This is a genomic window from Tetragenococcus koreensis (genome assembly GCF_003795145.1).
Lineage (GTDB): Bacteria > Bacillota > Bacilli > Lactobacillales > Enterococcaceae > Tetragenococcus > Tetragenococcus koreensis.
In genome coordinates, this window is the sequence record NZ_CP027786.1 from 223,099 (window position 1) to 246,537 (window position 23,439).

A 23,439-nucleotide genomic window follows, 5' to 3' on the forward strand; every position below is an offset into this window, starting at 1 on the left:
GGGAGGTCATGTGAAGTGAGTAGAAAAGATAGAAACAAAGATTCGCAAGAACAAGAACCGTGGGAACAACCCATATATGATACAGAAAGCGACGAAGAAAATACGTCTCGTTCGCAACAACGTCATCAAAAGAAAGGAAGTAGCGGCTTCCTAACGATTGTTGTTGTTTTGTTAGTTTTAATTATTGCAGTACCTACCGTTGCTGGTTTATGGGTTATGAACCGGAATAACGATACTGAAACTGCTGCTAATACTGAACAAACTACGTCAAGTACAGTAGAATCATCTACAACGTCTACTTCAGAGGAATCTTCGACAGAAGAAAGCAGCTCAACTGAAGAAACTTCTTCAGAAGAAGAAGCAGATGAAAATGAAGAACAGCAAGCTGCTGAAGATGAGCAACAACAAGCTGCAGAAGAAGAACAGCAACAGGCAGCTGAAGAAGACCAACAAGCAGCGCAAGATCAAGGTCAAGCTCAAAATGAAGGACAAGATCAAAACCAAGGCCAAGAGCAAGGTCAACAAGATGGACAACAAGACCAACAAGGTCAAGATCAACAAGGTCAAGGCCAAGAAGGACAAGAACAACAAGAAGCTCAAGATGATCAAGGCAGCCAAGGTGGCAGTGGCTATGCAACTGTTCAAGCTGGCGACGGGCTACAACAAGTAGCTGAAAGAAGCGGATTGAGCGTTGAAGAACTTGCTGAACTAAATGGAATGGATCCTAATAATTTTCACGTAAATCCAGGACAAGAGTTAAGAACCGAATAAAAAAAGCCGCCCATGCGGTTTTTTTTAATATCAGTTAGTCAAGTACTTGTATCTTTTGGCTATGAGATAAGGGTTCAACTATTATAAACTAAATATTTTTTTGTTTTAGACAAGGGAGAAACGACATGCACAAAATCAATATTGCCATTGACGGTCCAGCATCTTCAGGGAAAAGTACGGTGGCTAAAATTATCGCTAAAGACTGTGGATTTATTTATACAGATACTGGAGCGATGTATCGGAGTGTCACTTATTTAGCCTTAAAACGTCAAGTACCTCTGACAGATGAAGCGGCTTTAGTTGAATTGATTGAGAATTACCCAATCACTTTTAAGCAAACAGATCATAGGCAACTCATATTTGTGGAAGAACAAGATATTACAGATGCCATTCGTCAACCTGAAGTAACCAATAATGTATCTGAGGTTTCGGCTTTTCCAAAGGTCCGAGCTCATTTGGTCAAAGCACAGCAGAAGATTGCTGCTTCAGGTGGCGTCGTAATGGATGGAAGGGATATCGGTACAACAGTACTTCCTGACGCTGAAGTCAAGATTTTTTTAGTCGCCTCAGCAAGCGAACGAGCAAAAAGGCGCTATAAAGAAAATCAGGCTAAAGGAATAAAAAGTGATTTTGACACGTTAAAAGGTGAAATTGAACAACGAGATTACACTGATTCGCATCGTGCTACTTCTCCGCTAAAACAAGCCGAAGATGCTGTCTTAGTCGACACCACGGGAATGACCATCGCCGAAGTGGTGGCAAAGATCAAAGAGGTAACTAAAGAAAAAGTGTAAGGGGGAATTTAAATGAAGAAAAAAATGAGTGCCTGTTTGGCGCTTTTGAGTGCTTTATTTATTGTTGGTTGTTCAACAAATGAACAAAATTCTGCTGATACCAATGAAGCAACGACACAAACGAGACAAAAACAAGAAGAAATTGCCGTTACAGTTGAAATCGAAAAAGAAGACGAAACGATCGATGAAAAAGAAATAGAAACAACGACAGATGAAACACTAATGCAAGTGATGCAAGATAATTTTTCTATTGAAGAAGATGGCGGTATGATCACAGCTATCGACGACGTTGAACAAGATGAAGATGAAAATATGTATTGGACATATACAATTGATGATGAAATGGTCAATACCGGCGCAAATGAAACTACTTTAGAAGATAGTGATCAAGTCGTTTTTACTTATGATAAAGTTGAATAGATGGTCTTAACTTATAAGAACCATCTAGAAATAAGTCATTAGCAAACGCCTAATAAATAAATTTGGCGTAATTTAGGACTTTTCAACAAAAATACGCAGAAATCGCTTTATTTTTTTGCCATTATAGCATACACTAAAAAGTGTAGTGTTTTTTAAATCGTTGGTTAGGAGGACATATGTTATGACAGAATTTGAAAATAACAACTTTGAAGAAAACGGTGAAACAATGGAAGATGTTTTAAATGCTGTTCACGAAGTAAAAGTTGGAGATATCGTAAAAGGTGAAGTGCTTGCCATCGAGGATAGACAAGCGGTCATTGGAATAGAGGGTACAGGAGTTGAAGGTGTCGTTCCTGCCAAAGAGTTATCAACTTTACCTGTAGACGATATTAACGAAGTAGTGAAAGTCGGAGATGTGCTTGACCTTGTCGTTATTTCTTCCATTGGAAAAGATAAGGAAAATGGTAGCTATCTACTTTCCAAACGTCGTCTTGACGCTAAAAAAGTTTGGGAAGAAATTGAAGAAAAATATCAAAACGGCGAAACGATCGAAGCACCGGTTACCAACGTAGTCAAAGGCGGTCTCGTTGTTGATGTTGGTGTACGAGGCTTTGTACCTGCTTCTATGGTTGAAGACTACTTTGTTGATGATTTTAATGACTACAAAGGACAAACTTTAGAATTCAAAATCATTGAAATTGAACCTTCAGAAAATCGCTTGATCTTATCTCATAAAGCGATCGTTCAAGAAGAAAAAGAAAAACAAAAAAAAGAATTGCTCGATTCTATTGCAGAAGGCGATGTAATTGAAGGAACAGTTGCACGTCTAACTGACTTTGGTGCGTTTATTGACCTTGGCGGAATCGACGGTTTGGTTCACGTTTCTGAAATTTCTCATTCACACGTTGGCAAACCTAGTGATGTATTAAGTGTGGGCGATAAAGTGAACGTTGCAGTTTTATCAGTTGATCCAACGACTGAACGTGTATCCTTGTCGATTAAAGATACTTTACCTGGACCTTGGACTGATATTGAAGAAAAAGCGCCCAAAGGTAGTATTTTAGAAGGAACTGTAAAACGTTTAACAAGTTTTGGCGCTTTTGTGGAAGTATTCCCAGGGGTGGAAGGCTTAGTTCACATTTCACAAATTTCGCACAAACATATCGCAACACCGCATGAAGTATTGACAGAAGGGGATCATATCCAAGTGAAAGTCTTAGATGTTAATCCTGATGAACATCGGATTGCGCTAAGTATTAAAGCACTAGAAGAAAAGCCTGAAGCAGAAGAAACATATGAACCAGAACCTGAAGATTATCAAGATTCTGAAGAAGGTTCAGGGTTTACTATGGGTGATATCTTAGGTGAAACCTTAAATGACGATAATGAAGAAGAGTAAGCATTAATTCTTGAAAAAGAGACTGTTTTCTTAGCAGTCTTTTTTTTATGCCAAAAATGAAATATTTAAGAATGCTTGCATGTTTGGGTTTCATTGGGTACACTAGTTAAGTTAAAAGAGAAGCCTGTATGATGAAAAAGTAAGGGATGTGTTGGTTATAATTTTAACCATATATGCTGATTGTTTTCGATAGAAATGTCATTGTACAGTTGAAGATGGAGGGAAGAAAATGCCAAATCCAACGTTAGCGATTGTTGGCCGTCCGAATGTCGGTAAATCAACAATCTTTAATCGAATTGCGGGAGAACGAATTTCGATTGTAGAAGATACGCCGGGTGTTACTCGTGATCGTATTTATACAAAAGGAGAATGGCTTAACCAAGAATTTAATATTATTGATACTGGCGGAATCGATTTAAGCGATGAACCATTTAAAGACCAAATCAAATATCAAGCAGAGATTGCCATTGAGGAAGCAGACGTTATACTTTTTGTAACAAGTGTACGTGAAGGTGTGACTGAAGCTGATGAACTAGTGGCGCGTATTTTATATAGAAGTGATAAACCTGTTGTTTTAGCTGTAAATAAAGCTGATAATCCAGAAATGCGTCATGAGGTTTTTGATTTTTATACTTTAGGACTCGGAGATCCGTATCCAATTTCGGGTAGTCATGGAATAGGCTTGGGAGATGTTTTAGATGAGGCAATTAAACATTTTCCTAGTGAAGAAAGTGAAGAAGATGAATCAATTATCCATTTTAGTTTAATTGGTCGACCGAACGTAGGGAAGTCTTCACTGATTAATGCGATGTTGGGTGAAAATCGTGTGATTGTTTCAGAAATTGAAGGAACAACGCGAGATGCAGTTGATACTCGCTTTATCAGTGAAAGTGGTCAAGAATTTACTATGATTGATACAGCTGGTATGCGAAAACGAGGAAAAGTTTACGAAAAGACAGAAAAATATAGCGTGATGCGTGCAATGACTGCTATTGATCGTTCGGATGTTGTCTTGATGATTCTAAATGCTGAAGAAGGAATTAGAGAGCAAGATAAAAAAATTGCAGGTTACGCTCATGAAGCAGGACGCGCGATTATCATCGTTGTAAATAAATGGGATTTATTAGAAAAAAAGACTGATACGATGCGTAAATTTGAAGAAAAAATTCGCAATGAGTTCCTATACCTGGACTATGCACCAATTATTTTCGTTTCTGCGGAAACAAAACAACGATTGAACCAGTTACCTGATTTAATTGAACGTGTAGGAATGAACCAGAATTTGCGTGTACCATCATCTATTTTAAATGATGTAATTATGGATGCAGTAGCGATCAACCCAACGCCTACAGATAAAGGAAGACGACTGAAAATTTTCTATGCGACCCAGGTTGCGGTAAAACCGCCTACCTTTGTTGTTTTTGTCAATGATGAAAAATTGATGCACTTTTCTTACTCGCGCTTTTTGGAAAATCAAATTCGTCGAGCATTTGCCTTTGAAGGAACACCTATCCATATTATTCCTCGTAAGAGAAAATAAAAATTTTACCATAGTTTTTTCCCTTTGGCAAAGGATTCTGGCTTTTTCTAAATAAATAGCTAAAAAAGAAAAAAATGGCCCTAAAATGGCGAAAATCCTTGATATTAAAAGGTTCTTATGATAACGTTATATCAGAATATTGATCCAGTGAATCAATATTTGTCACATGATTTTGGGTTATCCAAATGAACGTGATTTATACCGAAACATCATTATATTTTCAGGAGGTGATTCCATCCATGGCAAATAAAGCAGAATTAATCGAAAAAGTTGCAGAAGCGACTGATTTAACTAAAAAAGACGCAACTGCAGCAGTTGATGCTGTATTTTCAACTATTCAAGATTCTCTAGCTAGCGGCGAAAAAGTTCAATTGATCGGTTTTGGTAACTTCGAAGTACGTTCTCGCGCAGAACGCAAAGGACGTAACCCACAAACTGGTGAAGAAATTAAGATCCCAGCAAGCAATGTACCAGCATTCAAACCTGGTAAAGCGTTAAAAGACGCTGTAAAATAAAATTTGTATTTTAGAAACCCTTGAGAAATCAAGGGTTTTTTTGTTCAATACATAAAACTTATTGATAAAAGAATGTTATGGTTAATTATATCGTTTAGCATTTGCGGACAAACTATACTGACTATTAGCTTAAAGGTTTATTGGGTAATGAATTTTTACTCCTCAACAACATTATATTGAGGAGCGTTTTATTATTCCTTTACTCGTTTTGTTATTTTTGAGGAATGAAATGATTTTGTGCTTCTTACTAAAAAGTCATTCATTAGTAAATACGCAAAAACAAGTCAAAATCATTTTACTAAATGCAATTTTTTCAAGAAATATTTAAACGTTTTAACTGTAATTGGCAAATCTTCTCAATTGGATTGTTTTCATGGTATAATAGGCATAACATAACGAGATGCGGGGGAAATTGCATGCAATTAACCTATCAAAGACAAGACTTAATTACTCAGGTTATTTATGGAGAACTTCTTGCAAGAAGTATTCGCGAGGCGTTGCCGGCTGATAAACATGTGATTATTTTAACCAATCAACGGTATTACGATCAGTTTTTTCAAAAAATCCAACAAGCATTTCCCCATAGTTTTATTGACTGGTATATTTGTCGCAATCAGTTATATTGTAATCATTTAGAAGAGCTGACAGAATTTTTGCAGTTTTTAGGTGGATTTCCGCAATCAAATGAGTACCTTTTCGTTGCTTTTGGTAATGAAGGAGTAGTACAATTGACCGGCTTCTTACAAAAAACGGTGCTGCATTCTGGAGAATTTTGGGTTATTCCCACTTCTTTACGTTCTTTCTTCAGTGCATTAGCAGAAAACTGTACGATTTGTAAGGAACCGTATAATGAATTATTGCAACAAAAAAATTTACCCGAATATATCTTTTTAGATCAATCTATCGTGCAAAAACAAGCGGACGGAAAATTAATTGATTTGCAAATGTTTCTCCAAGCAGGGTTAGTCAGCGATTACTCGTTTTTGCAGTTATTATTTAAAAACTTTCCTACGAAAAAGCAACTACAGACGTCCTCCTTTATTGCCTTTATTGAACATGCCGTACAATTATACGAGTCAAATGCACCCGCCATTACTTCTTATGGAACAACTTTTGAAAAAGCTTTCTATCTAACTGAAAATGGTCACTTGCTTTCTGCTCATATGAAACGTTTTTTAGGATTGCTTTTGCATCTATTTTGGAATTTGACAATAAATGGTTCTGCATTTCAAATTGAAAACTTCATGATTTGGTTAAAAACATTAGGGTATCCAATTGAGTTACCAGAACAACTGTTAATTGGTGAGTATTTAGAAAATGTACTCACTTTACAAGAAGGGCGCAAGTTGCTTGTCTTATCAGAGATTGGGAAAATTGGGGAGAGCCAGGCAGCTGATGAAAAAACGGTTATAAAAGCAATAAATCATTATCAAAAAATTATTTCAGAGATTTGAGGGAAATGAATGACATATAGCGAAAAAATGCTTGAGGCCTTAGATCAAGAAGATATTGCCCAAGCACAGTTACAATTAAATCAAGCGATCAAAAATGACGACGAAGATGTCTTAGAAGAACTAGGGGAAGCTTTGCTTTCAATTGGTTTTTTAGAAGAAGCTAAACAAATTTTTGAAAACTTGAAATCACGTCAACCTGAACAAAAAGAAATGAACTTGCCTTTAGCAGAAATTGCAGTTGAAAATAATGAAACGGACACAGCGCTTGAATTACTAGAAGAAGTTGATCCTACCAGCGAATTGTACCCCCAAGCTTTATTAATTACTGCTGACTTATACCAAGTTTTAGGAATTCCTGAAGTAAGTGAAGCAAAGTTAAAAGAAGCGTCTCATATACTTCCTGATGAACCGTTAGTTCAGTTTGCTTTGGCAGAGCTTTATCTTTCAATGGATCGAATGAATGAAGCAGAGTTTATTTATCAACATTTACTAGAACTAGGCGAAGATGAAATCAACAATGTATCAATTAGAGAACGATTGGGGACTACCCTTAGCTTAGAAGGAGATTTTGAAGCTGCAGTTGAATATTTAGAAGCTTCTTTAGAGGAAGAAGAAACTGATGAACGGTTATTTCAAACGGCCTTTGTTTATCGGCAGCTAAAAGATAATGACAAAGCGATTCATTATCTGCGAGAATTGCGCGAATTAAATCCACAATATCGTGCCTTATATTTACCTTTAGCTGAAAGTTTACAAGAAGAAGAGCTGGTTGAAGAAGCTCAAACGATTGCTGAAGAAGGAATTCATGAAAATCCTTACCAACCGGATTTGTATCATTTTGCTTCTGAAAATAGTTATCGCCTGCACGATGCTAAAAAGGCGGAAGATTTCTTGTTGCAAGCCTTAGAGTTAGGAGAAAAAACGGATGAAACACTTTTAGCACTCAGTAATTTATATCTAGATGAAGAGCGCTTTGATGAAGCAATAAAAGCAGTTGAAGGAATGGAAAATTCGCAAAATCCTTACGCTCTATGGAACTTAGCCTATGCATACAATGAATTAGAAGAATTTGAGCAAGCTAGTAAGTATTATGAACAAGCGAGTGTTGATTTAAAACAGGAAGCAGATTTTATGAAAGAATATGGTATCTTCTTGCGCGAAGAAGGACGCTTAGAAGAAGCTAAATCCTACCTTTCTCACTATTTAGAACATGAACCTGGAGACATGGAAGCTGCATCGATTTTAGATGATCTATCAGAAAGATGGTGAAAGTATGGAAATTGCCACGCTAGATAAAAGGCGGTTTTTAAATTGGTTTGTTTCGCATGAAGCTTTTGCTAAAAGGGAGGTTTCTTGGATACTGAATTACTTAGCAAACCATGAATCTATTTTAAAATATGTCCATTTTGTGGAAAAAGCTCGCCGTACACCTAGAGGTATTACAATTTGCACCCAGCGTTTTTATGGAGAACCTATTTCTTTATTTATTGACGGAGAAGTATTTCATGATAGCGATCAGATTTTTCACGAAATTCGGTTAAACTGGCAGGATCCACTCTATATAGAATGTCAATTTAGTAATTCTTGGGGCAACGAATTGTATTTAGGAATTTTAGAAGATAATCCGTATTATCGTTGGAATGACACTATGGATACTCAAACGTTAGCTCGAGTAGAAAACTATTTTAAGAAAGAAACCATTCAAGCAGAAATATCGGAACTATACCAACAAATTGATCAAGCGCTGGAAAGTAACGATCAAGTGACTTTTATGGAGCTTTCAGAAAAAGTAAACCAGTTAATCGCCCAAAAAGAAGTCAATAGCAACTCATAACAGGAAAAAATGGCTCTTTGTCAACTGGTGTTGGTAAAGAAAACTCGATAAATAAAGGAAGCAGTTAGGCGCTATGGTCTAGCTGCTTTTTTTAGTTTGTATAGGTAAGGGTCCGGGTTGGAAATACTTTCCTCGGTATAAAAAGATCCGTTGCCGAAAGTTCTCAAAGCTATGGAAACCATAAGCGACTCGTTTTAGGACTTTAATATGATTATTTAAACCTTCTAAAGGACCATTAGAGTAAGGCACCGTTAAAGCCAGCCGGATCTCTTGTCGATACTTGCGAAAGGTCTTGACTACGGGCTGAAACGGGTCAGGAAGCTGAGACAAATCGGTTTTTAATAATTGATCCAAACGTTCGATATCTTGCTTATGAAATGCAGAAAGGAACGATTGATAGATTTTATAGCCTTGTCTAAGCGTGGAATGATAACTTAATAAGCGGTCGACAATCTCTTGCTCGGTTAAATGATCCCGAAAACTAGGCCGCCAATATCGTTTTTTGTAATCCAGTGCCCAAGCTTTTTTCTGTAGAAGTTTCCAATATTTTTTGAGGTGCTTATATTCTTTTTGCCGACGGTTAAAGGTGTTCATCACTTGTTTCCGTTGTTGTTGGAAAGCTCGCCCAATATGTTGGCTCATATGGAAACGATCAATGACTAACTGCGCATTAGGAAAAAGGGCTTTAACTAAGGAAGCATACGGACTGTAAAAATCCGAAACGACATAGTGCACCTTGGCTCTTTCCTCTCTAGGATAACGAGCGAAAAAGGCTTCTAAATGAGGCAGTTGTCGATTAGCGACAATCTCTAAGAGTTGCCGCGTTTTCCCATTCATCATAATAAAACTCATGGCACCAGAAACTCGTTTGACCGATTGAAATTCATCAAAACAAAGTACTTCCGGTAAGGAAGTATTGGGGGTTAGCTGTTTAGGTTGAAAACTATGCAGCACACGTAAAACTGTCGTCGGCGAAACATGCTTCAACCGGGCGACCATTGACATCGACAAGGGTTGAGCTAATTTTTCTGCAATGGCGAGTTTGACGCGTCGAGCGATCGAACAATGACGGTCCGCGACACTGGTTTCGGCGATAGAAGTTTTCCCGCAAGTTTTACAACGAAAACGTTGTTTCTTCATTTTAAGTAAGGTTTTGTATTCACTCACATCGTTAAGCTGAATCGTCACTTCCTTGAATCCCCATTTCATTAAACAAGCCGTATCTTCTTCGCCACAGTGAAAACAGGCTTGTGGACGATAAGAAAGCTGACCATAAAAGACAAAACAAATGACGCCGTTAATGGCTTCTTTTTGGAAACAATCTTCTTCAAAAGTCAGATTTAAGTCTAGGATATCTAGGATTTCTTTAGTATAATGAGAGATGGACATCTTGAAACACTCCTTTGGATATTTGTTTGGTACCTTTATTCTACGGGTTTTCAAGGTGTCTGTTTTCTATTTTGCTCAGAAAATATAAAAAAACTAGTATGGGCTACAAGAAAATCATTCTTGTCTACCAACACTAGAAATTATAGAGCCGAAAAAATCTCTGTCAACGATAGTTAAGTTGACAGAGGTTTTTATTTTGCTTGCGCATTTGAGAAATTATTCGATTTAGGTAGTTGGATTATGATGTTCCTTTTCTAGGAATTCGAGCATACTTTTGCTAAAATAGAAAGGAACTCAGTAAAAGGAGGGACTTTCATTGTCCGAAAATTATACTTTAATTGCTATGCAAAAAGAAGTGGATCAGTATATCCAACAATTTAAATCAGGTTATTTTACGCCTTTGGCACAAATGGCCCGATTGACAGAAGAAATTGGTGAATTAGCCAGAGAAGTGAACCATTATTATGGAGAAAAACAGAAAAAAGCTACAGAAGCACCTAATACGGTAAAAGAAGAACTGGGAGATGTTTTATTTGTCACGATGATTATGGCCAATTCATTGGACATAGATTTAACTGAAGTATTTGAAAAAAACATGGAAAAGTTCAATCAGAGAGATCGTTACCGTTTTGAACGAAAAGACAATGAATAAGTATGAAAGCAAGTAGGAAAGGGCTAAGAAAATGAAACTGAAAAAAATCCCAGCTGAATACCAACAAGCACTGCCTATACTCAAAAAAATTGAGCAAGCTGGCCATGAAGCTTATTTTGTGGGAGGTAGCGTACGGGATGTCTTATTAAACCAACCGATTCACGATGTTGATATTGCGACGAGCGCTTTTCCTGCAGAAATTAAACAAATTTTCTTTAAAACAATTGACGTAGGAATTGAGCATGGGACAGTCTTAGTTTTAGAACGATCTGGTCAGTATGAAATTACAACTTTTCGAACAGAATCGATCTATCAAGATTTTCGTCGTCCTGAACATGTTGAATTTGTCCGATCATTAAAAGAAGATTTAAAGCGCCGCGATTTTACTATTAATGCTTTTGCCATTAGGGAAGATGGCGAAATTATTGATTTATTCGATGGGTTAAAAGATTTAGATGATCGTATCTTACGGGCAGTTGGCGACCCCCATGAACGTTTTTATGAAGATGCATTGCGTATGATGCGTGGATTGCGCTTTGTAAGTCAATTAGGTTTCGATTTGGAAAAAGAAACTTTTTCAGCTATCAAAGAAAATCATCAACTTCTTAAAAAAATATCGATTGAACGTATTAATGTAGAGTTTGTAAAACTTTTATTAGGTAATTATAGGAAAAAAGGGGTTCAAACCCTTGTAGAAAGCCAATGCTTTGAATATTGTCCTGCGCTAGCCGGTAAGAAAGAAGAATTATTATCCTTTGCTGCTTTACCAGAAAAAGTGATCAAACAAGAAAGCCAAGCTTGGGTCTTATTGATTGATCAGCTCAATCTGAAAGAAGCAGATATACGGCCCTTTTTAAAAGAGTGGAAGTGTTCAAACGAAATGATTAAAACTGTCCAATCAGTGTTCTATGGCTTACAAATAAGAAAAGAACAAGCATTCACTGCCGATCTGTTATATCAATTAGGTGAAACACAAGCTATTTTAGTAGAAGAGCTGCTTCCATTTTACGGTAAAACTGCAAGTCTTGAAAAAGTACTGATCGATTACCATCGACTACCCATCCATTCACTAAAAGAATTGGCTGTTAATGGTAACGATCTGATGACTTACTTTGATAAAAAGCCAGGGAAATGGTTAAAAGAACAGTTAACGTCTTTAGAAAAAGCTGTCATTCATCAACAAGTACCAAATAAAAAAGAAGAACTGTTGCAACTAGCCGAACAACAAGTTAAATGAGAAGAAACGACCATTAATTGAATAAGCAGGAAGTTTAATAACCGGCGAAACTTTAAAGGTGGGATCTTTTAACCGCTGTATTTACCTTAGTCATGGTTTGTGCTAAACTTACATTGTAAGTTTGTTAACAAATAAGTAGGGGGGATTTTAGTATGTCAAGACAGATGAAAGCTTTAAAATTATTTTTCCGTAATGGCGAAACTTGGACAATTGATCGTCGGCACATCGGCGATTTATGGATCAAACAAGTAACGACTAGCTATGGACGAATTAATGGCAGTGATTTTGTAGAAATTCATCCTTGTGCTGCTTTTAAAATGGAAGTTTATCAAGAAGGCGATCATGTAGCAACTTCTGATATCAACTTAGGCGGACTTGAGATGGGTATGTTCTCACGAGCATTAAAATATCAAGATATCGAATATATGGAAATTGTTTATCAAAACGGAGTACCCGACACGATATACTTCCCGTATACTGATAAAGATGAAGAAGGATTGGACAACGTTAACCAAACAACAAAAGTGAGTGAATCAACAAAAAATCTTTATGTTGTAATTGATCCTGATAATACAGTGGATGACGTTTATAGCGACTATTTAGCTTAATTAAAATCTATTTGGAGGCTAGGGGATAATGATTCCCAGCCTCTGTTTCTTTGTTAAAAGAATAAAAAAATTAATCGAAAGAGAACATTAGATGGCAAATAAACGAAAAAAAACGGGCCCTAAAACAGCCAAAGCATTGTTTGTTTCGCTACTTTTCCTTGTCTTATTTACAGCAACAGCTGGGAAAGTTGATCTATCTAGTATTGATCTAAACGACCTAAGTTCTGTTATCGAGGCGTTTGAACCCCAAAATACCACGGCAGATTATCCTCAACTAAATTCTTTACCGGATTACAATGGTGAAGATGAGGTCGTCACATTAAATGATGATCAACCTTTTTTCTCCGAAGATGATTTGTCGTTGGAAAATGGAGCGTGGCAAACTTTTTCTAATTTGGATTCTATGAATCGAGTCGGTCCAGCGAATGCGATGTTACATAAGAAGATGATGCCCAAAGAAGAACGCGGAGATATTTCACAAGTCTATCCATCAGGCTGGAAGCAAAAGAAAATCACAGGTGGCCAGTGGTTATATAACCGTTCACATTTGATTGGTTTTCAGTTAACTGGCGAAGATGATAATTGGAAGAACTTATTTACTGGAACTCAGCAAATGAACCAAGGGCCCATGAGAGAGTACGAAGAGCAAGTAGCAGCTTACTTAAAAGAAACGAATCATCATGTGCGTTATCGCATTACGCCTTTATTTAAAGATAATGATCTAGTTCCTAGAGGGGTTGAAATGGAAGCGCAGAGTATCGAAGATGATCAGTTCCGCTTTAACATTTATCTATATAATATACAAGATGGTTACCAAATAAATTATGAAACAGGAGCTTCAAAAAAAGCCTCATAGAAATGTTATAAATAAAAAATTGTCCTCAAAAAAGACTTTATTGTCATTTTTTGAGGTCTTTTTTTCTGTTTAAATTCATATTTTTTACATTTATTATTACAAATAACCAGAAATAAAAAAATGAAAGGAGGAGTATTTTGTTTTCGAAATACCAATGTGTAAATGTTTATAAAATAGCATTTGTGATACTTTTTTCTTTTGGCTATTTCCCTATTAAAATAACATATTATTTTTAAGCGCAGAATTTTTTGTCATCTTTTTTATCAAACTGTAATGAATTGTTACCATTTTTTTACACACGAAATACAAATCAATGGTAAATTATTGATTGTAGCTAAGAGCACAACTTAATTAAAAAAAATTCTTGGAGGATTAACACACATGAAATTTAGTAAAACTCTTTTATTTAGTACAGTATTAGTAGCAGGAGCAACATTGGCACTTGGTACAAGCGAAGCAAATGCAGATGAAGTTTACACTGTTCAAGCAAATGATTCATTATCAAAAATCTCAATGAAATTTGCAGGCGATAATAGCTTAATTAATGCAATCGCAGAAGACAATAACATTGCAGATACAAATATGATCTTTGAAGGAACTCAATTAACAATTGCAACAGATGGTTCTTCTAGCAAAAAAGCTCCAGTACAACAAGAAGCAAAAGCTCAACAACCTGCTCAACAAGAAGTACAACAACAAGAAGTTAAAGAACCTGCTCAACAAGCAGCTCCTAAAAAACAAGAATCAAGCTCAAACCAATCTTCTTCAGCAGGTTCATCTTCTGCAAAAGAATGGATTGCAAATAAAGAATCTAGTGGTTCTTACTCTGCAACAAATGGTCGTTACATCGGTCGTTATCAATTAGATTCATCTTACTTGAATGGTGACCATTCAGCAGCAAACCAAGAAAAAGTAGCTAATCAATATGTTAATGATCGCTATGGTTCTTGGGAAGGCGCTAAGAGCTTCTGGCAATCACACGGCTGGTATTAATCAGTAAATAAAAAGTAAACTTAAAGTTCTATCTTCGGATAGAGCTTTTTTTGTTGGATAAATTTAAAAATAGCCAATTAATTTCATTAAATGGGAAAAGTGTCAGGTGGTGGAAAGAGTATTTATTAGTGAAGGAAGAAGGAGCAACTAAGGCGATGGGAATAGATCAGAGAGGTAGGGAGTCATCAAAAAATATCCGTTTAAAGCCTTCGTTTAGAGAATAAAAAAACACCTGCTAAGTAACTGTTGACCAGCTGTTTGGCAGGTGAAAACATTCTTTGTTATTTTGTTTCGCGATGCAAAGTAACTTTTCTTTCACGTGGACAATATTTCTTTTTTTCCAAGCGATCAGGGTTGTTACGTTTGTTTTTACTTGTTAAATAATTGCGTTCTTTGCAAGAAGTACATTCTAATGTAATGTTTACACGCATTTGTTTTCCCTCCTATAACTATATGCTCCAATTTTTTGGACTTAATTATCATATCATGTTTGCCAATAAAATTCTAGATTTTTATACAAAAATGTTAAGTAAGTTTGCTTGACACAAAATTTTTCATATCTGTATCCGTATGAACATGGTAGAATAGAAACAGATTGCCTTAAGCAAGTAGAATAATCTTTGTGATATTGGAGTGTAAACAAATAATGGATAAAACGCAATTACGACAACAAGCAATTGAAAAGCTAGAAGATCTGAGCGTACATTTAGCAAAAAAACAAAAAAAGGAACAGCAAATTACCACCCTGCTGTTTCATTCGAAATTATGGAAAGAAGCAAAAACGGTTGGAATGGTCCGTTCACAATCGTTTGAATTTAATACAGAACCGATCATAACAAAAGCTTTAAATCAAGGTAAAAAGGTAGTTGTCCCTAAAACTTTGCCGGAACGCCAACTAGGCTTTTATGAAATCGATGAAAATACGGTTTATCAATTGTCTGATTTTGGCATAGAAGAACCAGTTAGTAATTTATTTGTGACAAAAGACGAGATTGATCTGATGTTGGTTCCTGGGTTGATTTTTTCAAGGAAAGGATATCGGATCGGATTTGGTAAAGGCTACTATGATCGTTTTTTACAAGGATTTAACGGAAAAACTTGTGGACTGGTGTTTTCTGAACAGTTAAATAATGATTGGCAACCAGAAGATTTTGATCAGCCAGTGATGCGAATTTATACGGATACCGTTGAAGGGAGTTTTAGCTATGAATAATTTTCAACTTCGTCGCTGGCTTAATCAACCGATTATTACTTATTTATTTCTGGGACTGCAAGTTTTAGTTTTTTTGATTTCGTATCTTCTTCCGGGAGTGATTGAGACCCAAGGAGCGATGTTTGGTCCATTTGTTGTATACTATTCCCAGTATTGGCGCTTTATCACACCGATATTTATCCACTATGGTCTGATGCATTTTGCCGTGAATTCGATAGTATTATATTTTATGGGTCAGCGTTTAGAAGCGATGTATGGTCACACTCGTTACTTCTTTCTTTATTTATTAAGCGGTGTTTCTGGTAATTTATTAAGCTTTGCTTTTAACTCAGCAGGCGTCCAATCAGCTGGTTCTAGCACAGCGTTATTTGGTTTGTTTGGTGCTTTTGTTATTTTAGGCGTTCATTACAAAAATAATTATGCGATTCAAGTTTTAGTTCGACAATTTACTTTATTTATCGGAATTAGCTTACTTTTTAACTTGTTAGATAGTTCAGTAGATATTTGGGGCCATGTTGGCGGACTGCTGGGTGGTATACTTTTAGGTAACATATTTGGGTTACCACAGCGTTTACGTGATTATTCGATTCATGTTCGCATTATTTCTGGTATTGCTTTTGTATTTTTGGTAGTATTTTGCCTGATCTATGGTTTTAAAAAGTATCAATTACTAGTATAATATTTAGGAAGTGTTATGTATGGATAGTTTATACGACGTACAACAACTATTAAAACGTTTTGGCATATTTGTATATGTGGGAAAACGAATCTATGATATCGAATTAATGAATATTGAATTAAAAAAAATTTTTGAAGCTCGCTTGATTGATCAAGAAACCTATCTAAAAGCTAGAAATATCTTAACAAGAGAGCATCGTATTGAAGAAAGCAGGGAGGACCAATAGATGGCTGAAGAAAAAATTATAGGAATTGATTTAGGAGGCACAACTGTCAAATTTGCTATTTTGACAACACAAGGTGAAATCCAGCAAAAATGGAGCATTCAAACCAACATTTTAGATGAAGGTTCGCATATAGTGCCAGATATCGTGGAATCGATTAATCATCGTCTGAATTTATATAATATGCAAGCAGAAGATTTTATTGGCATCGGTATGGGAACACCTGGTAGTGTCGACCGAAAAAAAGGGACCGTTATTGGTGCTTATAATTTAAACTGGAAAACTACTCAGCCAGTCAAAGAACAAATCGAAAAAGGGACGGGGATTCCTTTTACGCTGGATAATGACGCCAATGTAGCGGCTTTAGGCGAACGCTGGAAAGGCGCAGGTGATAACGAGCCGGATGTAGTATTCATTACACTAGGTACAGGTGTTGGTGGTGGTATTGTGATGGAAGGCGACCTCTTACACGGGGCAGCGGGTTGTGCTGGGGAGATTGGTCATATTACAGTGGATCCCGATGGTTTTGAATGTACTTGCGGCAAAAAGGGGTGTCTTGAAACAATTGCCAGTGCTACCGGAATTGTTCGAGTGGCACGTAAGCTATCAGAAGAATATGCTGGGGCTTCTGAATTAAAGCAGCTTTTAGATAGTGGGGAAGAAGTTACTAGTAAAGATGTTTTTGAATTAGCAGAAGAAGAGGATCAGCTTGCGATGATGGTGGTAGATAATATTTGCTATTATTTAGGTCTAGCATGTGGCAATATTGGGAATCTTTTGAATCCATCGTCATTGATACTAGGCGGTGGAGTTTCAGCAGCAGGTGAATTCTTACGCTCGAAAGTGGTGGCCTATTTTAAACAATTTACTTTCCCGCAAGTAACCGAGAGCACAAGAATTAAGTTAGCACAACTAGGCAACGATGCTGGTATTATTGGTGCAGCTTCGTTAGCGTTGAAATTAGAAGAGTAGAAAGGTGACGGAAACATGAATTTTTTGCAAACTTTAACACTTATTTTAGCGGCTATTTTAATTGCCATGGGAATTAATTGGCTATATTATTATATTCAAGGAAGACGATCGGCTAAAATCATTGATCAAGAAACATTTCGCCAAGGGATGAGAAAAGCTCAAGTGATTGACGTTCGTGAGAAAAAAGAGTTTGATGGCAGTCATATTTTAGGTGCTAGAAATATTCCTTATACTTTATTGAATAATTCGCTGGCCTCTATTCGCCAGGACCAACCTGTTTATTTATATGATACAAGTAAGACGTTAAGCGTACGAGCTGCGAATAAATTACGTAAAAATGGTTATACAGATATTTATATCTTAAAAGAAGGCTTTAATGGCTGGCAGGGCAAGAAAAAATCCAAAAAAATAACGTAAAAAAACAAGACCATATCTGTGGTGATCTTCTTAAAGTTAGACTAAAAACTAGCTTTGGAAGATCAGTACATTAGGTCTTGTTTTTTATTTTTTATCTAGCGAAGCTTTTACGACGTGCTTTTTTACGATTAGCATCAATCATCGCTTCTTTTTCTTCAATTGGTTCGATGACTTGCTTTTTGACAGATTGTACTAAGCAAACAGTTGCGGCAGTAGTCGCCAAAGAGCCTAGAATAAATCCAGCTGTAAATTTTTTCATTACATTTCACCTCATTTATTAATCTTATATTCATTATGAATGAAATGAGCCAATTTGAAAAGCAATATACTTAAATTTTTTCAATAAACTTTTTAAGGAAATTAATAATGGGATCTTTTTCCAAATAAATAGGAAACATTTTTTATATTAGAAAGTTTATTATCCATAGAATAAAGCATTTCTCAATTTCATTAAATCCCACCAGTTGAATCGCAATCTCGTTTTAGTAAATTTGTTTGAAAAAATTTACTAAATATTTTATAATGTATTTACTTAATAAATCAAAATATAGTAAACGATTAACTGAACTGCTGTTAACAATGTAAAGAGGGAGTGGGAAATGATGAAAAATGAAATACAAGAAATTTTTGCGAGGATTTTCGATGCACCAGCACCCAATGTTTATTTTGCCCCAGGTAGGATTAATTTGATTGGTGAACATACCGATTACAATGGCGGTGATGTGTTTCCAGCGGCGATTACTTTAGGTACATATGCTGTGGCACAAAAAAGGGACGATCGTCGTGTCCGTCTTTATTCGGAAAACTTTTCTGAAAAAGGAATCATTGAATTTAATTTAGATGATTTAACTTATAAAAAGGCCGATGATTGGGCAAATTATCCAAAAGGGATGTTTCACTTTTTAAAAGAAGCGGGTTTTTCTATTGAGAAAGGGCTGGATGTTGCGTTTTATGGGAATATTCTTAATGGAGCAGGTCTTTCCTCTTCGGCTTCGATTGAATTGCTGACAGGAGTTATGTTGCGTGACTTATTTGATTTATCTATCGATATGCTGGATTTAGTGAAATTAGGACAAAAAACAGAAAATCAGTTCATTGGAGTAAATTCAGGGATAATGGATCAATTTGCTATCGGTATGGGACAAGTAGATCATGCTTTATTACTTGATACTAATACATTAGATTATGAAGTGGTTCCAGCTGATTTTGGAGCCTACGTTTTGGCGATTATGAATACGAATAAACAACGAAAATTAACGGCTTCAAAATATAATGAACGTCGCAGTGAATGTGAACAGGCATTAAAAAGTTTGCAAGAAGGATTAACGATTCATTCATTAGGAGAGCTAGATAGTGAAACTTTTTTTGCTAATACTCATTTGATAAAAAATGAGTTGTTAGTTAAACGAGCAAAACATGCAGTCACTGAAAATGAACGGACAAAAAAAGCGAAAGCAGCTTTACAAAAAGGCGACTTAGTCGAATTTGGAAAATTACTGAATGCATCTCATACTTCATTGCAAAATGATTATGAGGTGACTGGAAAAGAACTAGATACACTTGTTCATACTGCTCAACAACATCCTGGCGTATTGGGCGCACGTATGACTGGTGCGGGCTTTGGGGGCTGTGCGATTGCATTGGTGAAGAAAACAGAATGGTCTGCTTTTGTTAAAGATGTTTCGCAAACTTATTTAGACAAAATTGGTTACCCGACAGATATTTATCAGGCAAATATTGATGATGGAGCTAGAAAGCTATAAAATGGAGCAGACACCACAGGTTAAAATAAATAAACTCAAGGAGAAGGTAATATGACAATTCTAGTATTAGGCGGAGCAGGATATATCGGCTCGCATGCTGTTGATCAGCTAATTAATCAAGGGTACAAGGTGGCAGTAATTGACAATCTATTAACTGGTCATCAAGAGGCCATTCATCATAAAGCTCATTTTTATCAAGGCGATATTCGCGACCAAGAATTTGTTCGTTCAGTATTTGCAAAAGAATCCATTGAAGGCGTCATTCATTTTGCCGCTAGCTCGTTGGTTGGTGAGTCCGTTGAAAAGCCGTTGAAATACTTTAATAATAATGTTTCTGGTACTGAAATCGTATTAGAAGTAATGCATGAATTTGACGTGAAATATATTGTCTTTTCTTCCACTGCAGCGACATATGGAGAACCAGAAGATAATCCAATTACTGAAACAACACCCACAAATCCCAAAAATCCTTATGGCGAAAGTAAATTGATGATGGAAAAAATGATGCGTTGGTGTGATGAAGCGTATGCAATGAAATTTGTTGCCTTGCGTTATTTCAACGTGGCAGGCGCTAAAGCAGATGCTTCCATTGGTGAAGATCATAATCCTGAGACCCATTTAATCCCCATTATTTTAGAAGTGGCGCTCGGTCAAAGAGACCAATTAGCGATTTTTGGCGATGACTATAATACTGAAGATGGGACTTGTGTGCGCGATTATGTGCATGTAGAAGATCTAATAGCTGCTCATATTTTAGCTTTAGAGTATCTAAGAGCAGGCAATTCTAGCAACATCTTTAATTTAGGAAGTAATTCTGGTTATTCTGTTAAACAAATGCTGGAAGCAGCCAGAGAAGTCACCGGTAAAGAAATCCCAGCTAAAGTGGCTCCTCGCCGTGCGGGTGATCCTAGTACTTTAGTCGCTGCTAGCGATAAAGCTAAAACTATCTTAGGTTGGCAACCCCAATATACCGATGTGAAGAAAATTATCGAAACAGCTTGGAATTGGCATGCCAAACGTCCGCATGGCTACCAAGAGTGAGGAGGGATAGGATGATCAGTCAAACGATTGCTGACTTTACAACGCTTGCCATTGCGTCCGGTGGCTGGATGGAAATGGATCGCGTCTATTTACAAAACCGTATATTAGGAATGATTGGCCAGACGCAATTTGAGACTGCGGAAATCCGTCAGTCCCCCAAAACATCGACGCAATTGATGGATGAATTAGTTGAAGTTGCTAAAAATAACCATATGGTGGGTGAATCGCTTTCAGAACAAGAAATCTTTGAAGCGCAATTGATGGACTTTTTGACGCCACCACCCTCTGTTGTAAATGCTTTTTTCGCGCAATTTTATGCCAAAGATCCTAGAAATGCTACGGATTATTTTTTCAAGCTATGTAAAAACAATGATTATATTAAAACTCGCGCGATTGCTAAAAATATCGTTTTTCCAGCAGAAACGGAATATGGCACATTAGAAATCACGATTAATTTATCAAAGCCCGAAAAAGACCCTAAACAAATTGCCCAGGAAAAAAACGCCGAAGAAGTAGATTATCCTAAGTGCCAATTATGTATGGAAAACGAAGGCTATAAAGGACGTAACAATTTTCCAGCACGAACGAACCATCGAATCATCCGGATGAACTTAGATGGTGAATCATGGGGCTTTCAATATTCTCCTTATGCTTATTACAATGAACATTGTATTATTTTGTCAGAAGAGCATCGTCCGATGGAGATTACGAAAAAGACGTTTGATCGTTTACTGAAAATTGTTGAAGTATTGCCTCATTATTTTGTAGGATCGAATGCAGACTTACCTATTGTAGGGGGCTCGATTTTATCTCACGATCATTATCAAGGAGGACGGCATACTTTTGCGATGGAAAAGGCGCCTATTGAGCAATCTTTTTCACTTAAAAAATATCCTAATGTGACCGCAGGGATTGTGAAATGGCCCATGTCTGTGATCCGTCTGCAAGCAAAAAATAAAGAAGAACTTGCAAGAGCCGCCCATGAAATTTTTGCAAGATGGTCCGTTTATTCAGATGAAGAATTGGAGATTTCAGCCTACTCACAAGATGGTACGCCTCACCATACAGTAACATCAATTGCTAGAAAAAAAGAAGAAGGATTTGAACTGGACCTTGTTCTTCGTGATAATAATGTTTCTAAAAAACATCCGGATGGTATCTTCCATCCCCATAAAGATGTTCAACACATCAAAAAAGAAAATATTGGGCTGATTGAGGTCATGGGGCTAGCGATATTGCCTCCACGTTTGGAAAGCGAATTAAAAGAAGTGGCGAATTATTTGTTAGAAAAAGAAAATGAAATGGCTGCTTACCATAAATCTTGGGCAGATCAGATAAAAACAAGTAATAGTATAACTAAAGAAAACGTCAATACAATTATAGAAAAAGAAGTTGGAAAAGTATTTGCTCGTGTATTAGAAGATGCCGGAGTCTACAAAAGAGATGCGCAAGGACAAGCTGGGTTTGAACGCTTTGTAACCACTTTTGCTGACAACTAATTAAAAATAATAATGACTATACGAATTCGTTTAAAAGGAGGAGAAACTTTTGGCAACAATTAAAGATATTGCAAATAAAGCAGGAGTTTCTCCTGCCACAGTTTCGCGTGTATTAAATTATGATCCGCATTTATCTGTTGGAACTGCTACCAAACAAAAAATTTTTGAAATAGCCGAAAAATTAAACTATACAAAGCACCAACAAAAAACGAGACCACAAATGGTAGTACGTTTAGTTCAATGGTATAATAGCGAAGAAGAATTAGAAGATCTTTATTATCTCGCCATTCGCTTAGGAATTGAAAAAAAGGCAGAAGAATTAGGCATTCAATTAATTAAGGTTTCGCTAGATCAGTTGGCTGATTCAAATACACAAGCCACAATTGCCTTGGGGAAGTTTGACCCTCAACAAATTGAACAATTAGAAAAACATTCTGAAACGTTATTATTTGTTGATTCAACAGGTGCGATTTCAGGCCACAATGCAATCGTTGTCGATTTTCGTCAAGGTATTGAGCGAGTCGTTGATCATTTTATTCGCGAAAAACACGAAAAAATTGGCATCCTTTCAGGAGTTGAACATACTAAAGAAAGTCAATATCAGATTGAAGATCCACGTTTAAACTATTTTAAGGAACAATTGAAGCAGTTGAAATTGTATCAGGAAAAATATCATATTGAAGGACCATTTACTGTTGAAGGTGGATATCAGGCGATGAAACATTATTTGGATTTCACCCAGGATTTGCCAACGGCTTTATTTGCTTCTAGCGATGCATTGGCCATAGGAGCGATGCGCGCGATCAGTGAGTGCGGTCTGTCCATTCCTAAAGATATTTCCTTGATCGCTTTTAATGATTTGAGCGTCTCGAAATACGTTAATCCGAGGCTTTCTACTGTCCGTGTCTATACTGAATGGATGGGTGAATTAGCTGTTATTACTTTGTTAGAATTAACAAAAGAAACAGCACCAGTAGCTCGTAAGATTATAGTAGAGACCGAACTGGTATTACGAGAATCGACTTTATCAAGCGAAATTAAATAATGCGCTATTGAAATACCCGATAAACAAATACTTTGTTGGGCATTTTTTGCTTTGAAAACCTAATTGTCAGGGGCTGTATCCTAGTTTCTTTTGCTAATTCGTGATAAAATATATAAGGATTTCAA

The 23,439-nt window shown here is 36.5% G+C and carries 26 protein-coding genes; 23 read left to right on the plus strand and 3 right to left on the minus strand.

Annotated features, from left to right (window positions below):
- Positions 1-15 precede the first annotated feature (15 nt).
- From C7K43_RS01155 to C7K43_RS01195, 9 genes are all read left to right on the plus strand, one after another.
- On the plus strand, positions 16-771 hold the full coding sequence (locus C7K43_RS01155) for an SAG1386/EF1546 family surface-associated protein (RefSeq protein ID WP_124005160.1): 756 nt from the start codon (positions 16-18) through the stop codon (positions 769-771).
- 125 nt (positions 772-896) lie between these two features.
- Positions 897-1,565, plus strand: coding sequence for a (d)CMP kinase (cmk, locus tag C7K43_RS01160; RefSeq protein WP_124005161.1), 669 nt, complete (start codon positions 897-899; stop codon positions 1,563-1,565).
- Positions 1,566-1,577: 12 nt separating this feature from the next.
- Positions 1,578-1,985 (plus strand): DUF4430 domain-containing protein, encoded by a 408-nt coding sequence (locus C7K43_RS01165; protein ID WP_124005162.1) that lies wholly within the window; start codon positions 1,578-1,580, stop codon positions 1,983-1,985.
- Between the two features lie 181 nt (positions 1,986-2,166).
- Entirely contained in the window at positions 2,167-3,384 is a 1,218-nt protein-coding gene (gene rpsA, locus C7K43_RS01170; RefSeq protein WP_124005163.1) for a 30S ribosomal protein S1, read from the plus strand.
- A 229-nt stretch (positions 3,385-3,613) separates the two neighbouring features.
- On the plus strand, positions 3,614-4,924 hold the full coding sequence (gene der / locus C7K43_RS01175; protein WP_124005164.1) for a ribosome biogenesis GTPase Der: 1,311 nt from the start codon (positions 3,614-3,616) through the stop codon (positions 4,922-4,924).
- Between the two features lie 185 nt (positions 4,925-5,109).
- Complete coding sequence (locus C7K43_RS01180; protein WP_157977717.1) at positions 5,110-5,439, plus strand: HU family DNA-binding protein; 330 nt, start codon at positions 5,110-5,112, stop codon at positions 5,437-5,439.
- A gap of 416 nt (positions 5,440-5,855) precedes the next feature.
- Entirely contained in the window at positions 5,856-6,893 is a 1,038-nt protein-coding gene (locus C7K43_RS01185; RefSeq protein ID WP_124005166.1) for a hypothetical protein, read from the plus strand.
- A 9-nt stretch (positions 6,894-6,902) separates the two neighbouring features.
- Positions 6,903-8,162, plus strand: a complete 1,260-nt coding sequence (locus C7K43_RS01190) for a tetratricopeptide repeat protein (RefSeq protein ID WP_124005167.1) — start codon at positions 6,903-6,905, stop codon at positions 8,160-8,162.
- 4 nt (positions 8,163-8,166) lie between these two features.
- Positions 8,167-8,727, plus strand: a complete 561-nt coding sequence (locus tag C7K43_RS01195; protein WP_124005168.1) for a YpiB family protein — start codon at positions 8,167-8,169, stop codon at positions 8,725-8,727.
- 78 nt (positions 8,728-8,805) lie between these two features.
- Here the strand turns inward: C7K43_RS01195 and C7K43_RS01200 are convergent, their stop codons facing one another.
- Positions 8,806-10,116 (minus strand): ISL3 family transposase, encoded by a 1,311-nt coding sequence (locus C7K43_RS01200; RefSeq protein WP_124005169.1) that lies wholly within the window; start codon positions 10,114-10,116, stop codon positions 8,806-8,808.
- Positions 10,117-10,459: 343 nt separating this feature from the next.
- On the opposite strand from C7K43_RS01200, the gene C7K43_RS01205 reads away from it, so the two are divergent.
- The 5 genes from C7K43_RS01205 to apf all read left to right on the plus strand — a co-directional run bounded on the left by C7K43_RS01205 (position 10,460) and on the right by apf (position 14,462).
- Positions 10,460-10,768 (plus strand): nucleotide pyrophosphohydrolase, encoded by a 309-nt coding sequence (locus C7K43_RS01205; RefSeq protein ID WP_371859811.1) that lies wholly within the window; start codon positions 10,460-10,462, stop codon positions 10,766-10,768.
- 31 nt (positions 10,769-10,799) lie between these two features.
- Complete coding sequence (locus tag C7K43_RS01210) at positions 10,800-12,005, plus strand: CCA tRNA nucleotidyltransferase (RefSeq protein WP_124005171.1); 1,206 nt, start codon at positions 10,800-10,802, stop codon at positions 12,003-12,005.
- Between the two features lie 152 nt (positions 12,006-12,157).
- Positions 12,158-12,613, plus strand: a complete 456-nt coding sequence (locus tag C7K43_RS01215; RefSeq protein WP_124005172.1) for a hypothetical protein — start codon at positions 12,158-12,160, stop codon at positions 12,611-12,613.
- Between the two features lie 91 nt (positions 12,614-12,704).
- A complete protein-coding gene (locus tag C7K43_RS01220; protein WP_124005173.1) occupies positions 12,705-13,469 on the plus strand; it encodes a DNA/RNA non-specific endonuclease in 765 nt (254 codons plus the stop codon).
- A 381-nt stretch (positions 13,470-13,850) separates the two neighbouring features.
- Positions 13,851-14,462 carry an aggregation-promoting factor gene (apf, locus tag C7K43_RS01225; protein WP_124005174.1) on the plus strand — a complete coding sequence of 204 codons (612 nt, stop codon included), beginning with the start codon at positions 13,851-13,853 and terminating at the stop codon, positions 14,460-14,462.
- Between the two features lie 281 nt (positions 14,463-14,743).
- Here the strand turns inward: apf and rpmG are convergent, their stop codons facing one another.
- Positions 14,744-14,893: a 50S ribosomal protein L33 gene (gene rpmG, locus C7K43_RS01230; protein WP_010753318.1), complete on the minus strand. Its 150-nt coding sequence runs from the start codon at positions 14,891-14,893 to the stop codon at positions 14,744-14,746.
- A 215-nt stretch (positions 14,894-15,108) separates the two neighbouring features.
- Here rpmG and C7K43_RS01235 point away from each other — a divergent pair, with 215 nt between their 5' ends.
- The 5 genes from C7K43_RS01235 to C7K43_RS01255 are packed head-to-tail and all read left to right on the plus strand — an operon-like array spanning position 15,109 to position 17,966.
- On the plus strand, positions 15,109-15,675 hold the full coding sequence (locus C7K43_RS01235) for a 5-formyltetrahydrofolate cyclo-ligase (protein WP_124005175.1): 567 nt from the start codon (positions 15,109-15,111) through the stop codon (positions 15,673-15,675).
- Entirely contained in the window at positions 15,668-16,354 is a 687-nt protein-coding gene (locus C7K43_RS01240; protein ID WP_124005176.1) for a rhomboid family intramembrane serine protease, read from the plus strand. Before C7K43_RS01235 ends, C7K43_RS01240 begins: the two co-directional genes overlap by 8 nt.
- Positions 16,355-16,373: 19 nt before the next feature.
- On the plus strand, positions 16,374-16,580 hold the full coding sequence (locus tag C7K43_RS01245; RefSeq protein WP_124005177.1) for a YqgQ family protein: 207 nt from the start codon (positions 16,374-16,376) through the stop codon (positions 16,578-16,580).
- On the plus strand, positions 16,581-17,549 hold the full coding sequence (locus C7K43_RS01250) for an ROK family glucokinase (protein WP_124005178.1): 969 nt from the start codon (positions 16,581-16,583) through the stop codon (positions 17,547-17,549).
- Positions 17,550-17,564: 15 nt separating this feature from the next.
- Positions 17,565-17,966 carry a rhodanese-like domain-containing protein gene (locus C7K43_RS01255; RefSeq protein WP_124005179.1) on the plus strand — a complete coding sequence of 134 codons (402 nt, stop codon included), beginning with the start codon at positions 17,565-17,567 and terminating at the stop codon, positions 17,964-17,966.
- 91 nt (positions 17,967-18,057) lie between these two features.
- On the opposite strand, the gene C7K43_RS01260 is transcribed toward C7K43_RS01255, so the two are convergent.
- Positions 18,058-18,225 (minus strand): DUF3042 family protein, encoded by a 168-nt coding sequence (locus tag C7K43_RS01260; protein ID WP_124005180.1) that lies wholly within the window; start codon positions 18,223-18,225, stop codon positions 18,058-18,060.
- A 343-nt stretch (positions 18,226-18,568) separates the two neighbouring features.
- On the opposite strand from C7K43_RS01260, the gene C7K43_RS01265 reads away from it, so the two are divergent.
- Genes C7K43_RS01265 through C7K43_RS01280 form a run of 4 tightly spaced genes read left to right on the plus strand, consistent with a single transcriptional unit; the run spans position 18,569 to position 23,314 of the window.
- Positions 18,569-19,729, plus strand: a complete 1,161-nt coding sequence (locus tag C7K43_RS01265) for a galactokinase (protein WP_124005181.1) — start codon at positions 18,569-18,571, stop codon at positions 19,727-19,729.
- Between the two features lie 51 nt (positions 19,730-19,780).
- Positions 19,781-20,770, plus strand: coding sequence for a UDP-glucose 4-epimerase GalE (galE, locus tag C7K43_RS01270; RefSeq protein ID WP_124005182.1), 990 nt, complete (start codon positions 19,781-19,783; stop codon positions 20,768-20,770).
- Between the two features lie 11 nt (positions 20,771-20,781).
- Positions 20,782-22,269 carry a UDP-glucose--hexose-1-phosphate uridylyltransferase gene (gene galT / locus C7K43_RS01275; protein WP_124005183.1) on the plus strand — a complete coding sequence of 496 codons (1,488 nt, stop codon included), beginning with the start codon at positions 20,782-20,784 and terminating at the stop codon, positions 22,267-22,269.
- Between the two features lie 49 nt (positions 22,270-22,318).
- Entirely contained in the window at positions 22,319-23,314 is a 996-nt protein-coding gene (locus tag C7K43_RS01280) for a LacI family DNA-binding transcriptional regulator (protein WP_124005184.1), read from the plus strand.
- Positions 23,315-23,439: the final 125 nt, after the last annotated feature.